Below are 20,347 nucleotides of genomic sequence, written 5' to 3'. Positions count from 1 at the left end.
CGCGCGCCGCTGCGGCTGGTGCGACACTCGTGAGGTGACGCGGGCCCGCTGGTGGTGCGAGGGCGGTGTTGCTGGGACAGGCCCCGCGTGCATGGTGTCGTGAGAGGGATTGGCTATAAGTGCGCGCATGTCCCGTGAAGAGAATGCCCGCTACCTCGAATCGATTCGCCAGCGCGGTGCTCTCGCGCCCTTCAAGCGCTGGATGAAGCTGTGGCCGTTCCTGCTCGTCGCGTACGCGGTCATGTACTTCATGTTCAGCGGCGGCAAGCTGCCGGGGCCGCCGTCCTTCGCGGACCTGAGCCGGGTCGGCTCGCAGCTCCTCATCGGAGTCGTGGTCTTCGTGGGCGCCCTGGGCTTCGTCTTCTGGAGGGGACAGTCGACGCGCCGCGAAATCAAGGCGGCCTTCCTGCACCCCGACGCGAGTGCCCTGCTCGCCGTCTACGACCGGATGCTCGCGGCGAACAGCCGGTTTCCGGATATCGACTCCGTCCGTGTGAGCTCCCGTGCCTTGGCCCATGCCTTCTACGGCGACGCGGCCTCCGCGCGCCGGGAGTTGGCGAGCATCAACTGGGCAGGGCGTCCCCCCGTCATCCGCGCGATGGAGCGAGTGGGTGAGGCGACCATCCTCCTGCTGTGCGAGGACGCGCCCGAGCAGGGGCTCCTGCTCGCGAAGGAGGCGCTCTCCATGGTGGACGTTCCCTCGGTGGTCGGTGCGAACAAGGCGCGCGCCTACTACGAGATTCTCGTGAGCATTGGCGAGGTGCTCACCGGCACGGCCACCCCTGCTTCGCTTCAGGTGCTGGAGCAGCATCACCAGAAGACCCGACTGGCCGTGGCCCGACTGCCGAGCGCCTGGGGCCTCCGGGTGGCGTACACGCGGGCGGGCGACACGGCGCGCGCCGAGGCGATGCGCGAGGTGCTCCAGCGTGAGGCGCCGCACTGCGCTCCACTCCATCGAATCCCAGGCTGAGTCCCCGGGTGGGTGGGCACCGTGGCGTCACGGTGCTCCAGCCCACATGTGCGCCCAGCCACAGTGAGCGTCGTCCGCGCGCGTCCTGGGAAATGAGTGCCCGCCTCCAGACGTAGAGGGGGGCATGCTCTCCCTCCGCAATCTGGTGAAGGTGTATCCGGGCCCGGTGTCCGCCCTGCGGGGCGTAGATTTGGAGATACCTCGCGGGATGTTCGGGCTGCTGGGGCCGAACGGCGCTGGCAAGTCCACGCTGATGAAGATTCTGGCGGGCCTGCTGGAGCCCACCTCCGGTGAGGTGACGCTGGACGGATTGGACATCGTCCGCCACCCGGAGTCGCTCCGACCCCAGCTGGGCTACCTGCCACAGGAGTTCGGCTTCTACCCGTACCTCACGGGCGAGGCCATGCTGCTGTACCTGCTCAAGCTCAAGGGCGTCACCGCGCCTCGCGGGTTGAAGGCATTGTGCGCGGAGCTGCTGGAGCGGGTGAACCTCACCTTCGCCGCGAAGCGCAAGGTGAAGGAGTACTCGGGCGGCATGCGGCAGCGGTTGGGCATCGCCCAGGCACTCGCGGGCGACCCGAAGCTCATCATCGTGGACGAGCCCACCGCGGGCCTGGACCCCGAGGAGCGCCTGCGCTTCTACCGGCTGCTCGCGGAGGTGGCGAACGAGCGCACCGTCCTCCTCTCCACGCACATCGTCGAGGACGTGGCGATGCTGTGTCCGCGCTTCGCCGTCATCCGCCAGGGCCGCGTGGTGGCGATTACGTCTCCCACCGAGGCGAAGGCCGCCATCCAGGGCACCCTCTTCGAGGGCACCGCCTCCAACGCCGAGCTGGCCGAACTCCAGCGCACCCGCCGCGTCACGCAGGCCGTGCTCTTCGAGGGCTGCAATCGCGTGCGCATCCACTCGACGGGAAGCGACGTGCCCCCGGGCTTCGAGCGCGTCACGCCCACGCTGGAGGACGCCTACCTGCTCCTGATGAAGGACACGCGCGAGGCCCCCGCGACGTCGCAGCCGACGCCGGGCGTGGAAGCCGCTCGCGAGGTGGCGCGATGAACGTGGCCCGGCTGGGCACGGTGGTGCGCACGGAGTTGTCGCACCAGCTTCGTCGCCCGCTGTTCGTCATCCTGCTGTTCATCACCTTCCTGTCGGTGTGGGGCCTGTCCTCGGGCAACGTCACCATCGAGTCCGGCGCCAGTCAGGTGGGCGGACAGAAGGCCTGGGTGACGAGCGAGTTCGCCGTCTCGCAGACGCTCCTGCTGCTCATGTTCCTGCTGTACACCTTCTTCATCTCCGTGGGCGCGGGCATGGGCGTCATCACGGACGAGGAGGCGCGGGTAGGCCCCATCCTCCACACCACGCCGCTGACGCCGCGCGAGTACGTGTGGGGCAAGTTCCTCGCGGTGCTGAGCGCTTACGGAGTGGCGCTCGTGGCGCTGGTGCTCTTCCTCGTCTTCTTCCACCACGTGGTGCCCGCTGGAGAGAGCGCGGAGTTTCGAGGCCCGCTGTCGTGGCTCAACTACGTGCGGCCCGCGCTCTTCTTCGGCGTGCCGATGCTGGTGTTCTTCGCGGGCACCGCCTTCGCGCTGGGCGAGGGCACCCGGCGCCCGGTGCTCGTGTACTTCCTGCCGGTGACGACGCTGTTCGTCTGCGCCTTCTTCCTGTGGGACTGGTCTCCCGGATGGCTGGACCCTCGGGTGAACCGGGTGCTCCAGGCGCTGGACCCCGCGGGCATGCGGTGGCTGAGCGAGACGTGGGTGAAGGTCGACCGGGGCGTCGCCTTCTACAACGTGGAGCGCGTGGGACTGGATGCGCTGTTCGTCCTCAGTCGCTTGGGCTTCATCGCGGTGGGACTCGGTGGCGTGGCCTGGAGCGCGCGGCACGTGGCCCTGGGCCTTCGCGGTGCGCCGGTGCGCGACGTGCGCGGCAAGACGCTGGCGGACATCCCGCTGGCGACGCCGGAGGGAGTCACACGCGAGGAGACGCCGCTGTCGACGCTGGGCATGGGCGCCCGGCCTCCCGGCGCACTGTCGGGCCTGTGGGTGGTGGCACGCGCGGAGGTGCGAGGGCTCTTGTCGCAGCCGGGCCTCTACCTGTTCATGCCCATCATCCTGCTGCAGACGGTGTCGCAGGCGTTGAACAAGGTGGGCCCGTTCGACACGCGGCTTTTGACGTCCTCGGGCTTCTTCGCGGTGGGCACGATGGGTGTGGCATCCACGCTCGCGTGTCTGTTGCTCATGTTCTACACGGTGGAGTCGCTGGAGCGGGAGCGCGCGTCCCACTTCGCGCCCATCCATGACGCCTCTCCGGTGCGGACGGTGTCGGTGCTGCTGGGCAAGGCGCTCGCCAACAGCCTCGTCGGCGTGTCGTTGCTGGTGGCGGCGGGGCTCGCGGGCAGCCTCGTCCAGCTCTCTCAAGGGCAGGTGGCGCTCTCGTTGTGGCCGTATGTCCTGACGTGGGGGTTGATGCTGCCCACGTTCTTCGCGTGGACGTGCTTCGTGCTGGCGGCGCGCGCGGTGGCGGGAGGGCGCTTTGGCGCGTATGGCCTGGCGCTCGCGGCGCTGTGCCTCACCGGCTACGCGGCGGTGCGCGGCAACCTCCACTGGGCGACGAACTGGCCGCTGTGGGGCGCGGTGTTGTGGTCCGACATGGGGCCCTTCGAGGTGGACAGGTCCGCGCTCCTCTTGAATCGCCTGGGCACGCTGGGGCTCGCCGCCTTCTTCACGGCGCTGGCGGTGCGGTTGGATGGGCGGCGCGCGGCGGACTCGGTGAGCCTGCTGGAGCGCCTCCGGCCCGGGGGATTGCTGCGCGGCGTGTGGCGACTGTCTCCGTGGGCGGTGGTGCCCGCGGTGGCCCTGCTGGCGGCCGCCGTGCAAGTGGGGCAGGGCTGGCAGGGTGACGCCGCGAAGAAGCGCGCGAAGGAGTACTGGCAGAAGAACCTGGCCACGTGGCTGGACGCGCCGCAGCCGTCGATTCAGGACGTGGACCTGGACGTGGAGTTGGAACCCGAGGGGCGCACCCTTCGCACGCGGGGCACGTACACGCTGGTCAACCGGCACGCGAAGGCGCTGGCGTCCTTTGCCTTCACGGGAGGAGACCACTGGGAGGACGTGCGCTGGACGTTGGATGGGAAGGACGTCACGCCGGAGGACCGCTCGCGGCTGTATGTCTTCAAGCCCGAGGCGCCCCTGGCCCCCGGCGCGGTGGTGCGCGTGGGCTTCGAGTTCCACGGCGAGTTCCCCAAGGGCATGACGAAGAACGGCGGCAAGGTGTCGGAGTTCATCCTGCCCTCCGGCGTGGTGCTCACCAGCTTCGAGCCAAGCTTCGCCCCGGTGGTGGGCTTCCGCGACGACATCGGCGTGGACAAGGACGAGAACAAGTACGAGCCGCGCGTCTACCCGGACGACTTCTACGAGGGCCTCACCGAGGCCGCCTACGGCATGGGCACGCCCTTCACCACGCGCATCCGCGTGACGGGGCCGGCGGAGTACACGCTCAACTCGGTGGGTGTGCTGGAGAGCGACGAGGTGAAGGACGGGCGCCGCGTCAGCGTGTGGCGCAGCGACGCGCCGGTCAGCATGTTCAACATCGTCGCCGGCCGTTGGACGGTGCTGCGCGGCGAGGGCACCGCCGTCTTCCACCACCCCGCGCATGTCTACAACGTGGAGGACATGCGGCGCGGCCTGGAGGCGTCACGCCGGTACTACTCGGAATGGTTCCACCCCTTCCCGTGGAAGGAGCTGAAGCTGTCCGAGTTCCCCGGCCTCGCCACCTACGCGCAGGGCTTCGCCACCAACATCACCTTCTCGGAGAGCATCGGCTTTCTCGCTCGGAGCACGCCCGAGGCGAACGCCGTGCTGCTGATTACCGCGCACGAGGCGGCGCACCAGTGGTGGGGCAACATGCTCATCCCTGGCAAGGGGCCGGGCGGCGCGGTGCTGTCCGAGGGCACGTCCCACTACTCGGCGATGAAGTTGATGGAGCAACTGGAGGGGCCTCGGACGCGGATGGAAATCGCGAAGCGACTGGAGGAGCACTACGCGAAGGAGCGGCACGTGGACGCGGAGCGGGCGCTGGTGAAGCTCGACGAGTCGCGCGAGGGCGACACCACCGTGCTCTACGACAAGGGCGGCTGGGTGTTCTGGATGATGGAGGACCTGATGGGCCGCCCGGCGATGCACGCGGGACTCCAGGCGTTCCTCCAGAAGTACGTGGGCCACGAGGACCACCCCGTGCTGCAGGACTTCACCGCGGCGATGCGACCCTTCGCGCCGGACGCGGCCGCCTACGACGCCTTCGTCCAGCAGTGGTTCCACGAGGTGCATGTCCCGCGGTACCGCCTGTCCAACGCCCAGGTGAAGCAGGAGGGCGGACAGTGGGTGACCACGGTGACGGTGGAGAACGTGGGCGACGGCCGCATGCCCGTGGAGGTCGCCGCGGTGAAGGGCGAGCGCTTCACGGAACGCAGGGACGCGAAGACTCCGGACGTGCAGTCACCGGATTACCGAGATGCGCGTGCGCGCGTGGTGCTGGGGGCGGGTGAGAAGGCCGACGTCACGGTGCGCGCGGACTTCCCGCCCGAGCGCTGGGTGGTGGACCCCGATGTGCGCGTGCTCCAGCTTCGTCGCGAGCAGGCGGTGGTGCCGCTGTGAGCCGATGGCCGCGCTCCGGCGGTGTTCTCGGAGCGCGGTCGCCGGACGGCTCAGGGTTGCGTGACGTGGAGGAAGCGCGTCTCGACGCCGGGCAGGGACTCGGCGCCCGTGCGCGTGCCGGTGAGCACCAGGGTGAAGTCCCCGACGACGGGCAGGGGGAAGCAGCTCCCCACCGTGAACTTTCCCTCCAGGGTGAGCTGGAGGGGGCCATTCGTCGCCCGGCTTCCTCGCCCCGAGGTGACGCTCAGGGTCGCCGTGCAGTTGCTCTCCTCGACGAAGACCTCGCACGAGCCTTCGCTGGTGGAGAAGGTGTTCTCTCCGGTCATCGTCGCCCGCAGGTCCTGGTCGCAGGTGAGGGACTCGGAGCGGATGGTCAGGGCCGTCTTGGAGCCGGAGGCCGCCGAGATTCGCACCGTGTCCTCCAGCTCTCCGTTCTGGGTCTGTCCGTTGAGGGTGGCACTCAGGGTGCCCGTGCTGTCGTAGGCCCCGGTGACGTTGGACCGATGGTCCGTCGTGTTGTCCTCGCCCCCGCCCCCCTCCGCGTCGTCGTCACCACAGCCGCCGAGCACCAGCAGCGCGGACGCCAGCAGCATTCGCATGCGCATCACTTGGACTCCCTCCATCCCCAGATGAGTGCCTTCGTGTGAGAAGGCTCGGGCGGGAGTATCTGGATGCCCGGCGCAGCGCGCAACGTGATGTGAGTGGAGGCCCCCGCTCCTGACGCCCTTCGCGTGCTGGCGGACAGTGCCCGGTGTGTCACGGCGTGTGGAGCGGGGGGCTCGGTCCGCGCGCTGTCAGCGTGTCACGCGTCGCGCGGGCCCTCGTTGACACGATGTCGCGGGGTGGAAGGCTCGTGAGGTGGAGCTCCCTCTGGAGTGAGGTTGTGCACGCTCATTGCACAAGGGGAGTGGGTCGCTGGACGAGTGCTCCAGGGACGTCATCAGGGGAAGTCCGAACATGAAGCCCATTCACATGCTGTGTCTGACGTTGCTGTCGTCCGCTGTCGCTCACGCCCAGGAGATGAGCGTCGCGCCGTCCGTTTCGGAGGGTCGCAAGACGGTGCTGGGGGTCGCCATCACGCCCAATGAGTGGAGTGTGGTGACCTTGGAAGGGGAGCGCGTGGTGAGTCCTCGCGTGTCATTGGGGCTGGGGCTGCGCACGGGCTTGAGCCGCCGCGAAGGGGATTCTGGCCTCTTGGTGAATGGCGAGGAACCCGAGACGATAAACTCGACCTTCCTCCTGGGTGTCGTGCCCCGGGCGCGGTTCTTCCTGGTGGGGGACGCGCCAGAAGGGCTGTGGGTTTCTCCCCAGGTCGAAGTCACTCGGATGTGGTCGCGCTACGAACAGGAATGGGCAGGGAATGTCACGGGGAGTCGAACCCGCACGTGGCACCTCGGCATGACGGGGTTGCTGGGGTACACGGTCATCCTGGGGCGGGGGCTCGCGGTGCAAGCAGGTGTGGGCGCCGGGGTCTGGCGTGAGTCGAGCCACAGCACGCTGCGAGGCATCAGCTATCCAGACGGTGAGGTCGTGCAGGAGACCGAGGAGGAGGACAGCAGATGGGGGCTCGATGAGCGCATGATGTTGTCGCTGGGCTGGGCCTTCTGAGCCGTGGCGCGGTGCTACACCGGCAGGTGTCGGCGGAGGCATCCACGCGGGCCGCGCGGGTGCTTTCGGGGGCCTTGGCGTCGGTGCGCTCCGGGCCGCAGTGGCAGGTGGTTCATCGTCTTCACGTCGTGCACGAGGCCCAGCGTGGCCAGTGCCTTCACCGCCCACCAGCCCGGGTCCGGCTGTCGCCAGCCGAAGCCCATGCGCGCCGAGCTGGGGTAGGCGTGGTGGTTGTTGTGCCACGACTCGCCCATGCTCACGAGGGCGAGCCAGCCCGCGTTGCGGCCCTGCTCCGCGCACCCCTGCATCTCGTAAGGCTGCTCTCCTTCGACGTGGCTCACGTAGTGGATGAACCAGAAGCCGTCCTGCGTGAGCGCCAGTCGCACGAAGACACCCCAGAACACCCATGCGGGGCCGCCCACCGCGTACAGCGCGAGCGCGAGCGGCACCTGGAGCCAGAGGTTGGCGCGCTCCAGCGCGAGGAAGAACGCGTCATTCTCGAGGTCGGGTTCCACGGGGGGATAGACGCTCGCGTCGCGTGCATGCCACGTGCGGAAGAGGGCGTGAGTCATGGCGCTGAGGAAGCCGTCGCGGTAGCCGAAGTACTCGGGGCAGTCGGCCTCCGGCTGGTTCTGGTGGAAGTCGCGCAGGTGGTGCATGCGGCTCATGCCGAGGACGCTGCCCAGGCCCGCCAGCGTGCCGAGGAAGCCGAGTGCCCGCTCCACCGCGCGCGGCGCGCGGAAGGCGCGGTGGATGAGGCCGCGGTGGATGCCCACCGAGAGACCGAGGCACATCGTCGCCACGGTCAACACGGCGAAGACCGCCACCGCGCTCCACGAGAAGTACAGCGTCCCGCCGACGAGTGCGCCCACATGGAGAAGGGTCCATCGGAGCACCTTGCCCGCGTCCCACCGTGCCTCGCCCCACCTCGTGATGTCCGTGCTCATGCACCGCCCCTTTCGGAGCGGGTCCAACGCAAGCATCCTGCCAGGAAGACACGGGCCTGATTCCAGGGACTTGAGCGGGTGCGAGGGCGCTGCTGTCAACGCCGTTCACAGCGCGCCGCGCACGGTGTGGACGGTGATTGGTTCCGCACGGTGTCAGTGGTGGCGCTCAGCGCTCCAGTCCCAGCTCCACGCCTGGAATCCAGCGTCCACGACGATGCCCGTCCACGCGGACTCCATCGAAGTCGAGCCCGAAGGCGCCGCGCACCGCGAAGTCGCCCGCCCTCCAGCGCAGGCCCGCGGCACCGCGCGCTGTCAGGCCAAGCGAGTCACCTTCCCTGCGGCCGGGTCTGTCCACCACCGTCATCAACCAGCCCGCGCCCAGCTCCGCGAATGGCGCCAGCGTGCCTCGGCCACTCAGGCCGCCCATGGCCAGCACCGACACTCGCTGAAGCGTGGCGCTGTCCACCCAGGCATCCGGCGCGAGCGAGTAGCTGGCCCGCGCGCCCCACCGGATGATGCCGGGGCCCGGTACCCGCCAGGACAAGGACAGCCCGCGTGCGACGCCTCGTCCACCCAGCGGCGGCGCGCCGAGCGTGAGGCCCACCTCCAGGCCCAGCGAGCGCGGCAGGCTCGACGGGTCTCCGGGCGTTACGGCCCGCGAGAAGTCCACAGCGGGCCCACCCGCCGACGTGACATAGCCCTCGTAGAAGTCGCGTCCGAAGGGCAGGGCGAAGAGCCCCTGGAGCAGGCTCTCCTCGGCCGCGCCGCGCTGGGCCACCTCGGGAGGCGAGGGGCGGGGAAGCCGTCCCTCCTTCAGGTCCTCGAGCCGCACGCGGGCCTCTCCCCCGGGAGTGCGCAGCCAGTACGCATCGCGCTTCGGCAACGCGAGGGCCAGCGCCTCTCCAGCAGCCTGATGCGCATCCGCGAGTCGCACGCCCGAGGTGTCCTCCACGGAGATGCGCGCGCCCCGAGGCGTCGCTGGCAGGTCGATGCGGGGACCGTCGGGCACGGGGCCGATGAGCGCGCGCGAGGGGCTCAATGTCGGCGGGAAGGTGCGCAGCGCGAGCCGGGCCTGCGGAGACTTCACGCCCCGGATGGCGGCGGCGACGAAGGCGTCCAGTTCGCTGTACTCGACTCGACCGTCGCCGTTGACGTCCGCGCCACCCATCAGCGCGGAGCGCGCCGCATGGCTGAAGACACCCGCGCGGATGCGAGACCATTCGTGCGTCTCGCCCTCGTTGCTCTCCGCGAAGATGGCGCCGACGCTGGGGTGACCCGCGAGCTGCTCCTGCTCCAGCGCGCGTCGCAACCTCCGGAGCACCAGCGGGTCCGCGCCCCGGCTGCCCACGACGCCGGCCGCGTGGCAGGCGTCCACGAGCAGGTGCACGTAGTCCGCCTCGGCCCGCTCCACGACGCGCGAGTACAGCGCCTCCTGGTCCAGTCGTCCGTCAGCGAGCGTGAGGTAAGCGCGCGCGGACTCACCGGTGCGGCCATGGCCCACGTAGACGAAGAGGAAGTCCACGGTGCGGCCGGCCGCGCGGTCCGCCGCGTTGCGCTGGGCCAGCGACGCCACGGCTTCATCAAGCGCGGCGAGCGTGGGCACACGCGCGCCCGTCAGTCGCTCACGTTCCGCTTCGGCGGTGTCGGCGTCGGCGACGGTGAGCAGCACCACGTCCACGCCGAGTCGCTGAAAGGTCTCCATCCAGCGCACGCCGTCATCGTCCGCGTAGCGCAGGGGCGGCATGCCCGGGGAATCGCTCCCGTTGTATGCGACGACCAGGGCCCGTCGAACGGGAGGTGGCTCCGAGGACGTGGCGCCCGTCTCCGCGAAAGACACCGTCGCCCAGCACGCGAGCAACAGGACGAGGACACCGCCAGGCACCGGAACCGCGAGGAGTCTCATGCTGTTCCTTCCACGGACACGGCCGCGTCCCGTGCGGCGAACGGTGGACTCACGAGCAACGAACAGGCACGGACATCACCAGACGCCGGAGCCGCGATGGGGCTCATGGTGCCCTCCGCGCCCGCACAGCCATGGCTCGAAGCAGGAAGCAGGCTCATGGCTTCCCCGCGATGCGGACGCGATGCTGCACGCGCACGACATCCTTGACCGACTCACCGCGCGCGGCGGCGAGCGCCTCGGATGCGCTGCTCGCGAACACGGCGGTCAGCTCCACCTCGCCCGTGTCGGGCAGCTTCGGCGTGAGGTCCAGCGCCGCCTCCGAGCCTGGAGGCGCCTTCACCTCGAACGGTCCTTCCACTCGCAATCCCTTGTCGGTGCGCACCGTCACCACGACATGTGTATAGGGCGCGCGGACTCCCGCGGCGAAGGCGAGCGCCGCACCCGCCGGACAGTCACCCTGTCCTCGAACCTCCCGAAGCTCCGCCTCCTCGGGGACGCAGAACAGCCGCATCACCGTGGCGGCACCCTGTCCCTCGCCACGCGTGCCCCACTCCGTCGTGTCGCTCGGCAGGCTCAGCCACAGCAACCCCGCCGCCGCCATCAAGCTGGCCACCCATGCGCCGCCCACATGTCCCAACGACGGCGCATTCCAGACCCCAAGCACCCACGCCCACACCCGTCGCCCCAGACTCCACGCACCGCCCAGGTCCTCCTTGTGCAACCGGTCCACGCGCGCGGCCTGTCCAGAGGACTCGCGAGACGCCTCCTCCTCCACGGCGGCGAGGACAGCGCTCAGTCCGCGCGACTCGAGCGACTCCAACTCCCCCGGCGTGGGCTCGGTGATGGTGTCGCGGGCGAACATGCGGCGCAGGTTCATCACCCGCTCGTAGCGCGCGCCGCACCGGGCACAGCCTCGGGCATGACTCAGCACGCGGCTCCACTGGCGCGGAGGCAGGACGCCCTCGTTGGCGAGGTGGACGAGCTGTCGGTCCACGTGTGGGGTGAACAAGGCCATGGGGAGACTCACTCGGGTCAGGGCACGAAGTGGGGGAAGAGCAGGGCCATCACCGCGGCCGTGGCGGCGGCGGAGGGCAGGGCATCGGGCGCGTCAGCGGTGAGCCAGCCCTCCTCGACGAGGAAGTCGGTCATCGCGCGGCGCAGCTTCGTCTCGCGCGTGCGCAGCTCCTGTCGGGACCACCCGAGCACCAGGCCCGCGCGCTCCTGGGACAGGCCCTGCACGAAGCGCAGGTCCGCGAGCCGACGCGTCGCCTCGTCGAGGCCGGAGAGAAAACGTTGCACCAGCTCACGCGTCTCCGCCTCCAGCGCGCGGTCCTCGGGTGAGGGCGAGTTGCTCGCCAGCCGCTCCGCCGTCGGCGTGTCATCCAGCGCCACCGCCTCGCGAGCGATGCGCCCCGCCGCCCTCAACACATCCACCGCCGCCTGCCGCGCCAGCGCATTGAGCCAGAGGGAGTATGGCCGCACGCCGTCATACGTGTGCCGGGCCTGCTCGCGGAACGCGCGCACGAAGGTCTCCTGGTGCGCGGCCTCCAAATCCAACGGTCCCACGCGCGCCAGACCTCCAGGTCCTCGCGACACGTACGTGCGCGACAGGAACCGCGCCACATGTCCGGAGTACGCCCGGTACACGCGGGTCAGCGCTCCCGGCTCTCCCCGGCGAAAGGCCTCCAGCAACAGCGGGTCTTCCTTCAGCAGCGACATGCCGTCCTCCTTCTCAGGGGGCCCCAAGCCCCTGGACCACGGCCGGCGCCACGCGGTCCGACTGCGTCCCATCACCCAACTGGCCGGTGGCGTTGCCGCCCCAGCACCGCACCTGTCCGTCGCGCATCACCGCGCAGGTGCTCGTCACTCCGGCGGACAGGTCCACGACTTCATTGCCCAGGGCCGTGACGTCCACGGGCGCCGCGCGGTGGATGCGCGTTCCATCGCCCAGTTGTCCGTCGCCATTGAGTCCCCAGCACCGCGCGCCTCCCTCCGGGCCCAGCGCGCAGGTGAACTCATTGCCCGCGCGCACCTGACGCATGGTCGACGGCAGCCCCACCGGTCGCACCGGCGTGGCGCTGTCCAACGCGGTGTCATCCCCCAGCGCGCCCGAGACGTTCCGCCCCCAGCACTCCAGGTCGCCCACGCCCACGCGCGCGCAGGTGTGGCCCAGGCCCGCCGTCAGCGCGCGCACCGGCCCGGACAGGCCTCTCACCCGCACCGCTCCCGGCTCGGGCGTCGGACTGGCGAGGCCATTGCCCAGCTCGCCATGGGCATTGGCCCCCCAGCACCACGCCTCGCCATCGGTGGTGGCGGCGCAGGTGTGGTTGGCACCCGCCGCGAGCACCGTGAGGTTCGCGGGAAGCCCCAGCACCGGCACGGGCCTGGGCGTCTTCCCCGTGAACTCCCCGCCGAGCTGGAAGAAGTCGTTCGCCCCCCAGCACATCACCTGTCCCCCCGCGTGCAGCGAACAGGAGTGCGCCAGACCCGACGTCACGGTCACCACGTTGGTGCCCGCGCCCGGCACGTCCACCGGCTCCAGCGAGGCCATCGTGTTGCCGTTGCCGAGCTGCCCCAGGGAGTTGTCCCCCCAGCACCGCACGGTGCCACCCTCCACCACCGCGCAGGTGTGCTGCCCTCCGGCGGCAATCGCGAGCACGCCCGAGCCCAGTCCCCGCACGTCCACCGCCGAGGCGCGAAGCGCGCGCGTCCCATCCCCCACCAGCCCGACTCCGCCCCAGCACCGCACGCCGCCCGTCTCCAGGAGCGCGCACGCGTGCTGACTGCCCACCGACACCTTCCGGGCCAGGCCACGCTGCCCGCTGTCCGGGGCCGGGCACGAAGCGCCATCCTCGTCGCAGTCTTCGGCCGTGGTGCTCCGGATGGGGTCCAGACACGCGCTGGTCGACGCGAGGAGCAGCACGAGGAGGCCGAAGCGTCGCTTCATGGGACTCGGTTCTCGGGGAAAGAGACAAGCGGGCGCCGCGGAGGAAGTGGCTCCGCGATGCCCGCCCTGGCGTCTGGGTATTTCCGGGACGAATGTGCTGGGAAAACGTTACGGGAGCGGATGCACGTTGATTGCGCTCCACGGCGAAGTGCTCGTGTCCACCAGCACCAGCCGGAAGCCCGCCTCGTTTTCTCCAGGCGTGGGAGCGAGCGCGCCCGCGGCCACCGCGAAGACGCCCCGACCCACGAAGGCGGACGTGTCCAATTGGAAGCGGGCCACCGGGGAGCGCTCGGAAGCCGCCGAGGCGGACACCCCCACCACCACCGCCGTGAGTGAGGGAATCGCCGCACCCTCCGCCGCCGAGGCGCGGCGATAGGGCACGTCATTGAAGGCCGCGTTCGTCGGGACGACGCCACCCTCCAGCGGGCCCACGTCCACCATCGGCGCGTCGGGCGAGGCGTGCACCACGCGAAGCCGCAGGTTGTTCGCATCCGATGCGAAGCCCTCGGAGAACGCGAGCAGTTCGAACGTCGAGTCCGCCGGGTCGTCCCTGGACGGGCTGAGGAAGCCCCCGGCCAGCGCCAGGTAGCGCTCACCGGCCACGAGCGCGGGCGTGGCCCTGGAGGCGGCGGGCGCACCCGACGGACGCGTGCCGCCAGCGGCGTTGGCGAAGAAGTCCAGCGTGTAGCTGCCCGGGGGCACCTGGATGGGAGTGGACAGCTCGCCGAAGGTGAGGTCATCCACCAGCTCCGTGGTGCCCACGAAGAGGTCCACCGAGGGCGCATCCGGCGAAGCGTGCAGCGCATAGACGACGGGATTCTGGCGAACCAGTCCGACACCCGCGGCCAGCAGGCCGAAGCCAGCGGGAGCGCTCGGCTTCTGGGAGAGCTGTCCGGTGGCGATGACGAACACCTCCCCGCGCGAGGGCAGGGCGGGCACGGTGAAGGACGTCACCTTCGCGTTGGTGGCGGTGCGGATGCCCACCTGGAGCGACTGGCCGGAGGGCAGCTCCACGCCCGTGGCGCCCGTGTCCTGGAAGCGCTGCAGGCCGGTGATTTCCGAGGAGCCGTCATCCCCCACGTCGATGGAGACGGTGGGCGCGTCCGCGCCCGCGTGGACGATGCGCACCCGCGTCCTGCCATCGGCGGGAGGATTGAAGCCCTCGGTGAGCGGCAGCACGCGGAAGGCGCGCGTCGCGTCGCTGGAGGCCAGCAGCCCCGCGGCCACCGCGCTCACGGTGTGGCCCGAGCCCAGCACGAGCGGGCCGGTGGAGTAGACGGGCGCGGAGGAGGCGAGCGCACCCGCCGCGCGCACCTGGACGTTGTACGTACCCGTGGGCACGGTGGCGTAGGCGGTGGCGTCGCCGTACTTCACGTTGGTGAAGAGGGGCGTGGACTGCCCTTCCGCGTAGATGTCCACGGCGGGGGCGTCCGAGGACGCGTGGATGATGCGCAGCTTCGCCTGCGTGGACGGCGTCTGGTCGGGCGGCGTCTCGTCGTCTCCGCAGCCGGCGAGGGTGGACAGCGTGGCGGCGAGCGCCGCGGTGAGGCAGCGATGACTCCAAGGGCTCTTCGGCATGTCGCACTCCAGGGGTGTGCGGCCGTCGCCCGAGGGAGCGCGACCGCGTTTTCGGGAGCCCCTTACGGAACGAGCCGTGAAACCTGGTTGGTCCCGCTGTCTGATTTGGCGCGGCGAAGGATTGTCCACCCTCGAGCAATCACCGGGCTCGGGGTGGAATGACGCGGTGCGGGCAGGACAGCCGGAACGCTGCTGGTAGCGTGCGCGCACCATGAACCCTGGACTGCTTCCTCTCGTCGTGTCCCTGCTCGCCGCGCAGGCCCCCGCGCCCGCTCCGGCGGCCCAGGCCCCCAAGCCCCAGGCCTCCGCCAGCAAGCCCTCGCAGGTGCCGGGAATCGCGCCGCTGCCCGGCCAGCCCAACCTGTGGGTGAGCAACGTGCCGCCGGTGCCGGACGCGTTCCGTCAGCGGATGGAGCAGTACCTGGAGGCCCGCTCCGCGTCGCTCGTGGACATCAGTGATGACGGCAAGCAGTTGCTCATCACCACGCGCTTCGCCGACACGAATCAGCTCCACGTGGTGGAGATGCCCATGGGCGCGCGCACGCAGCTCACCTTCGCGAAGGAGCCCATCAACAGGGCGGCCTTCCAGCCCGGCGATTCGAACGTCATCTACTTCCTGCAGGACAAGGGCGGCGGGGAGTTCTTCCAGGTGTTCCGCCTGGACAGGCGCACGGGGCGCTCGGAGTTGCTGACGGATGGGAAGAGCCGGCACTCGTCGGTGAGCGTCTCTCCGGATGGCCGGTGGCTGACGTACGGCGGCACGGGGCGCAACGGCAAGGACACGGACGTGTACGTGGCGCCCACCGCGCAGCCGAAGCAGGCCCGTCGCGTCACGGAGCAGGAGGGCTCCTGGGAGCCGATGGCGTTCTCCAACGACGGCACGAAGCTGCTGGTGGCGCAGGCGCGCGCCATCGACGACGTGGACCTGTACGTGGTGGACGTGGCCTCCGGCGCGCGTCAGCGAATCACGCCCCAGGAGGGCAAGGGCGGAGTCACCTCCGTCGTCTTCGCGCACGACGGCAAGAGCGTGTACCTGGCGACGGACCGCTACAGCGACTTCGCGGAGCTGTACCAGGTGGCGCTGGACAAGGCGCCGCCCACCGCCGCGCCGGAGTCCCTGACGAAGTCGGTGAAGTGGAACGTGACGGGGCTGGCCCTGTCGCCGGATGGCCGCAAGCTGGCGGTCTCCTTCAACGAGGATGGCTTCACGAAGGTGTCGCTGCTGGACACGCGCACCAAGGCCCTGTCGCCGCTGGACTCGCTGCCCAAGGGGGTGGCGTTCGGCATGGGCTTCCCGCTCAAGCGCTCCGACTTGCTGGCGCTGACGTTGGGGGATGCGAAGAGCCCCATGGATGTGTGGACGGTGGACTTGAAGTCGCGCAAGCCGACGCGGTGGACGCGCTCGGAGGTGGGCGGGCTGGACACGAATACCTTCGTGGAGCCGACGCTGGTGCGCTACCCGTCCACGGATGGCGTCCAGGTGCCGGCGTTCCTCTACCTGCCCAAGGACGCGAAGGGGAAGGTGCCCGTCATCGTCAGCTTCCACGGCGGCCCGGAGGCGCAGAGCCTGCCCACGTTCAGCACCTTCGCGCAGTTCGCCACGGCGGAGCTGGGCATGGCGGTGCTGGTGCCCAACGTGCGCGGCTCGGATGGCTACGGCAAGGTGTACCGGGCCATGGATGACGGCGTGAAGCGCGAGCAGAGCCTCGCGGACATCGGCGCCACGCTGGACTTCATCGCCTCGCGCAAGGAGCTGGATGCCTCGCGCGTGGGCGTCTCCGGCGGCTCGTACGGCGGCTACATGACGCTGGCCTCGGTGGCCTTCTATCCGGAGCGCTTCAAGGCCGCGGTGGACGTGGTGGGCATCTCCTCGCTGCCCAGCTTCCTGGAGAACACGCAGGCATACCGCCGCGACTTGCGGCGCGCGGAGTACGGCGACGAGCGAATCCCCGAGGTGCGCAAGGTGCAGGAGCGCATCTCTCCCTTGGGCTCGGTGTCGAGGATTCGCGCGGCGCTCTACGTGCAGCAGGGCGCCAATGACCCGCGCGTGCCGCAGTCGGAGGCGGAGCAGATTGTCCAGGCGGTGCGTCAGCGTGCGCCGGACGTCTGGTACATGCTGGCCACCGACGAGGGCCACGGCTTCCAGAAGAAGGCCAACCGCGACTCCGCGCAGATGACGACGATGATGTTCTTCGAGAAGCACCTGGGCGCGCCCCGGAACCCCGAGGCCGCGAAGTAGCCGCGAGCCGACACGCTGGTACCCCTGGAGGAGGAGCGAGCAGGCCTCCTCCTGGGGGGGGCGAGCGCGGGTGGGCGGGCCTCCCAGGTCCAACACAAATCCGCGGGGTTGCGACGCGAGGCATGACGTCGCGGTATGAGATGCGCAGACTGACGTTCATGGGAATGTCAATCCAGGACGAGGAGCTTTCCCGATGAAGCGCTTTCTGAGCCCGCTGCGGCGGGGTGTGCTGGCGGTGGCAATCGTATTGGGGGCGGGAGTCGCTGTCTCTGCGCCGAAGGACGACGCCATCAACCTGCGAATCGCCCGGCAGCAGTACAACCTGGTGATGACCTCCGAGAACGTGACGGGCCAGGACTTCCAACTGGCGCGGACCGCCAACGGGCTGCGGGGGCAGACCTACCTGGGCGTCGTCGACGTGAAGTTCAAGGAGGGCGAGGTGAAGGGCTCGCTGGGCAGCGCCCTCGTCAACCTCAAGGTGAAGCGGGACGGCGACACGGTGGAGGCGGAGGGCGGCTTCGGTGGGCGTCCGGCGACCGTGAAGCTCAGCAAGGATGAGCTGAAAATCTACATCCGTGACTGCACGTACCGGCTGAAGGCGCGCGAGCCGGGCCGCTCCTACGCGGGCAAGCGCAGTTGCGACACGTCGCTGGTGCCCGAGTCGGAAATCTGGCTGCCGGACGAGTTCCTGGCCGCCAGCCCCGAGGAGAAGGTGGCCCTGCTGCTGCTGGCGCTGTGAGTCGAAGGGCGGCGGCGCTCTCAGCCGCGCGTGCGTGGCAGCTCCACGGTGAAGGTGGAGCCCACGCCCAGCACGCTGCGCACGGCGATGTGGCCGCCCATGGCCTCGACAATCTGACGGGAAATCCACAGGCCCAGGCCGAAGCCGCCGTAGTTGCGCTCGGACACGGCGCGCTCGAAGCGGTGGAACAGCCGCGACAGGTGCTCCTCGCCAATGCCGATGCCGCCGTCGCGCACCTCCACGCGCACCCTGGCCTCGTCCTCCAGCAGCACCACGTGCACCGGGTTGCCGCGCCCGTACTTCACCGCGTTGCTCACCAGATTCGTCAGCACCTGGTCGACTCGCAGTTTGTCCCAGAGTCCCGGGGCCTGGGGCGCCAGTTGAAGCTCCAGCCGCGTGCCGGTGCGCTCCGCCTCCGGCTCGAAGCGCTCCACCACCTCGCGCACCAGCGCCACTAAATCCAGCGGCTCCGGGCTCAGCTCCAGGCGTCCGGCGCTGATGCGGGACACGTCCAGGAGGTCGTGGATGAGCTGCGTCTGCCGCTTCACCTGGCGGTCGACGACTTTCAGGGCGCGCTCCAGCCGCTCCGGCGTCACCCCCGCGGGAGCGCGCGCCAGGCCCGCGAGCAGGCTCTGCACCTGGAGTTGCAGCGCGCTGATGGGCGTCTTCAGCTCGTGGCTGGCGATGGAGAGGAACTCCTCGCGCAGCCGGATGGCCTGCCGCGCCTCGCGGTACAGGCGCGCGTTGTCGATGGCCAGCGCCGAGCGCCGCGCCAGCTCCTGCGCGAGCGCCAGGTCCTGCGCGTCGTAGTCCCGCCGTGAGGTGACGAAGCTCAGCGCGCCCAGCGTCTGCCCGCGCACCTGGAGCGGCACGCACAGCCAGGAGAAGCAGCCGCCCGCGCCGGGGGGGCGCACGCACTCCGGGGCGTCCTCGCTCATGCCCGTGCGCAGCTCCGCCTCGCCGGAGGCCACCACGCGCGCGACGACGAGCAGGCCCGGCGAGGGCTGGCCGTCCAACGCGCGGTACTCCTCGCTCGCGTGCGCCGAGGCCACGCACTTCACCTCGCCGTCCTCGTCCGCCAGGAACACGCCGCAGCACTCCGCGTAGGACGGCACCGCCAGGTGCGCCACGCGCTCCAGCGTCTCCTCCTGCTCCAGGCTCGTGGCCAGCACGCCGCCCGCCTCGGCCAGGAAGCGCTGCGCCGCCTCGCTGCGGTGTCGCTCGGTGACGTCCACCGCCATGCTCAACACCTGCTCCGCGCCGCCAGCGGACGGCTGCACCAGCGCGGTCCACAGCGCCACCTGCAGCGGCGTGCCGTCCTTGCGCCGCCGCTGCATCACCGCGCCGCCCAGGGACTCGCCCCGGCCGGCCTTCTCCAGATTGCGGCGGAACTCGTCGTGCTTGCCCTCGGGCACCACCGGCAGCACGGTGCCGAGCACCTCCTCCGCCGTCCACCCGAAGATGCGCTCCGCCGCCGGGTTCCACATCCGCACCGTGCCGTGGATGTCCACCAGGATGATGGAGGCGGGGGAGGCCTGGATGATGGCCGCCAGTCGCTCGTTGGCCTCGGCCAGCTCCGCGCGGGCGCGCTGCTCCTGCTCCAGGAGCCGGGCCCGCGCCACCGCCTGCGCGCCATGGTGGGCGAGCAGCTCCAGGAAGGCGCGCTCGTCCGCGTCGAAGACGCGCGCCTCGGAGAAGGCGAACAGCAGCACCCCCAGCGCGCGGCCCTCCACCAGCAAGGGCAGACACACCGAGGCCGGCGCGGGCTTGCGCACCACCCGGTGGCGCGTCTCATCCATCTCCGGGTAGCGCTCCGCCAGCTCCTCCGGCGTCTCCAGCCACACTGGCCGCGCCTCCAGCAGCGCCTCCGTCATGGGCCCCCGTCCGTCCAGGGGCAGCACGCCGAAGGCCTCCATGAAGGGCCGGGGGTCCTCGTAGCCCGTGCACCTCAGGAGCCGCGCGTGCCCGGCGTCCAGCCGCCACAGCGCGCCGCGCGCCGCGCCCACCGCCTCCACGCCCTGCTCGACGATGACCTCCGCCACGCGCTCCGCCGACAGCACCTGGGACAGCTCCGCCGTCACCCGCTGGAGTCGCGACAGGCGCCCCGCGGAGACCTCCGCCGCCTGTCGGGCCTCCTTCTCCGCCGCGTACGCGCGCGCCACGTCCAGCGCCAGCGCGGCGCGGTCCGCCAGCTCCTGGAGGAGCAACTGCTCCCCCGCCTCGCCGGGGCGCTCCGCCGCCGGGTCCTTCCACACGGTGAGGGTGCCCAGGCTCCGGCCCCGCGCGCGCAGCGGCAGCACCATCAGCCGGGTGAAGGGGAAGTCCTCCAGGAGCCCGTGCTGCTGCGGAGGCACCAGGCGGCGCAGCGCCTCCGGGTCGGACTCCGACAGCCACAGGGCCTCGCCGGTGCGCAGCACCTCATGGGACGGGCCTTCGTCCGCGCGCACGGCGGGAGGACTGAGTGTCTGGAACAGCAGCCGGGCCTCCGGGGTGGAGGCGGCCGAGGCCACGGTGCGCAGCCAGAGCCCGTCCTCGGACAACAGCCGCAGCGTGCAGGCGGCGCCGAGCAGCGGCACCACCAGCGCGCACAGCCGCTCCATGACGGCGGGAGGCTCCAGGCTGGCGTCGGCGAGCACCCGCGACGCCTCCGCCAGCAGGGCCAGCCGCTCCTCCACCTCCGGGGCGTGGACCCCGAAGTGCCGCGCGTCTCCGTACCGGGCTGCTGCCATGTTCGATTGCGCCCCCGCTCGCGCGGCATGGGAG

At 70.5% G+C, this 20,347-nt stretch carries 14 protein-coding genes; 6 read left to right on the top strand and 8 right to left on the bottom strand.

The annotated features are described in order from the left end of the window. The first annotated feature begins 127 nt into the window (after positions 1-127). From HUW62_RS34910 to HUW62_RS34900, 3 genes are all read left to right on the top strand, one after another. Entirely contained in the window at positions 128-970 is an 843-nt protein-coding gene (locus tag HUW62_RS34910) for a hypothetical protein (RefSeq protein ID WP_176436884.1), read from the top strand. Positions 971-1,094: 124 nt separating this feature from the next. Further along, the gene (locus HUW62_RS34905) at positions 1,095-2,027 is read left to right on the top strand and encodes an ABC transporter ATP-binding protein (RefSeq protein WP_176436883.1); all 933 of its coding nucleotides are present in this window, start codon (positions 1,095-1,097) and stop codon (positions 2,025-2,027) included. After that, the gene (locus HUW62_RS34900; RefSeq protein ID WP_176436882.1) at positions 2,024-5,623 is read left to right on the top strand and encodes a M1 family aminopeptidase; all 3,600 of its coding nucleotides are present in this window, start codon (positions 2,024-2,026) and stop codon (positions 5,621-5,623) included. The genes HUW62_RS34905 and HUW62_RS34900 overlap by 4 nt, the downstream gene beginning before the upstream one ends. Positions 5,624-5,673: 50 nt before the next feature. On the opposite strand, the gene HUW62_RS34895 is transcribed toward HUW62_RS34900, so the two are convergent. Further along, positions 5,674-6,228: a hypothetical protein gene (locus HUW62_RS34895; RefSeq protein ID WP_176436881.1), complete on the bottom strand. Its 555-nt coding sequence runs from the start codon at positions 6,226-6,228 to the stop codon at positions 5,674-5,676. Between the two features lie 352 nt (positions 6,229-6,580). Between HUW62_RS34895 and HUW62_RS34890 the strand changes: the two genes are divergently transcribed. Continuing rightward, positions 6,581-7,231, top strand: coding sequence for a hypothetical protein (locus HUW62_RS34890; protein WP_163871025.1), 651 nt, complete (start codon positions 6,581-6,583; stop codon positions 7,229-7,231). Between the two features lie 14 nt (positions 7,232-7,245). On the opposite strand, the gene HUW62_RS34885 is transcribed toward HUW62_RS34890, so the two are convergent. From HUW62_RS34885 to HUW62_RS34860, 6 genes are all read right to left on the bottom strand, one after another. After that, positions 7,246-8,178, bottom strand: a complete 933-nt coding sequence (locus HUW62_RS34885; RefSeq protein ID WP_176436880.1) for an acyl-CoA desaturase — start codon at positions 8,176-8,178, stop codon at positions 7,246-7,248. A gap of 166 nt (positions 8,179-8,344) precedes the next feature. Next, a complete protein-coding gene (locus tag HUW62_RS34880; protein ID WP_163871027.1) occupies positions 8,345-10,081 on the bottom strand; it encodes a caspase family protein in 1,737 nt (578 codons plus the stop codon). A gap of 154 nt (positions 10,082-10,235) precedes the next feature. Then, entirely contained in the window at positions 10,236-11,096 is an 861-nt protein-coding gene (locus tag HUW62_RS34875; protein WP_163871028.1) for a hypothetical protein, read from the bottom strand. A gap of 17 nt (positions 11,097-11,113) precedes the next feature. Continuing rightward, positions 11,114-11,800: an RNA polymerase sigma factor gene (locus HUW62_RS34870; protein WP_163871029.1), complete on the bottom strand. Its 687-nt coding sequence runs from the start codon at positions 11,798-11,800 to the stop codon at positions 11,114-11,116. A 13-nt stretch (positions 11,801-11,813) separates the two neighbouring features. Then, on the bottom strand, positions 11,814-13,028 hold the full coding sequence (locus HUW62_RS34865) for a chromosome condensation regulator RCC1 (RefSeq protein ID WP_176436879.1): 1,215 nt from the start codon (positions 13,026-13,028) through the stop codon (positions 11,814-11,816). 108 nt (positions 13,029-13,136) lie between these two features. Beyond that, the gene (locus HUW62_RS34860; protein ID WP_163871031.1) at positions 13,137-14,606 is read right to left on the bottom strand and encodes a DUF4397 domain-containing protein; all 1,470 of its coding nucleotides are present in this window, start codon (positions 14,604-14,606) and stop codon (positions 13,137-13,139) included. A gap of 211 nt (positions 14,607-14,817) precedes the next feature. On the opposite strand from HUW62_RS34860, the gene HUW62_RS34855 reads away from it, so the two are divergent. After that, positions 14,818-16,845 carry a prolyl oligopeptidase family serine peptidase gene (locus HUW62_RS34855; RefSeq protein WP_163871032.1) on the top strand — a complete coding sequence of 676 codons (2,028 nt, stop codon included), beginning with the start codon at positions 14,818-14,820 and terminating at the stop codon, positions 16,843-16,845. 193 nt (positions 16,846-17,038) lie between these two features. Continuing rightward, on the top strand, positions 17,039-17,584 hold the full coding sequence (locus tag HUW62_RS34850; protein WP_163871033.1) for a hypothetical protein: 546 nt from the start codon (positions 17,039-17,041) through the stop codon (positions 17,582-17,584). A 20-nt stretch (positions 17,585-17,604) separates the two neighbouring features. Here the strand turns inward: HUW62_RS34850 and HUW62_RS34845 are convergent, their stop codons facing one another. After that, positions 17,605-20,313, bottom strand: a complete 2,709-nt coding sequence (locus HUW62_RS34845) for a GAF domain-containing protein (protein WP_163871034.1) — start codon at positions 20,311-20,313, stop codon at positions 17,605-17,607. Positions 20,314-20,347 lie beyond the last annotated feature (34 nt).

The organism is Myxococcus sp. AM011 (assembly GCF_013372595.1).
In the GTDB taxonomy this organism is placed as follows: domain Bacteria; phylum Myxococcota; class Myxococcia; order Myxococcales; family Myxococcaceae; genus Myxococcus; species Myxococcus eversor.
Note: the sequence above shows the minus strand (reverse complement) of the source record. Positions and strands in the feature narration are given on the sequence as shown.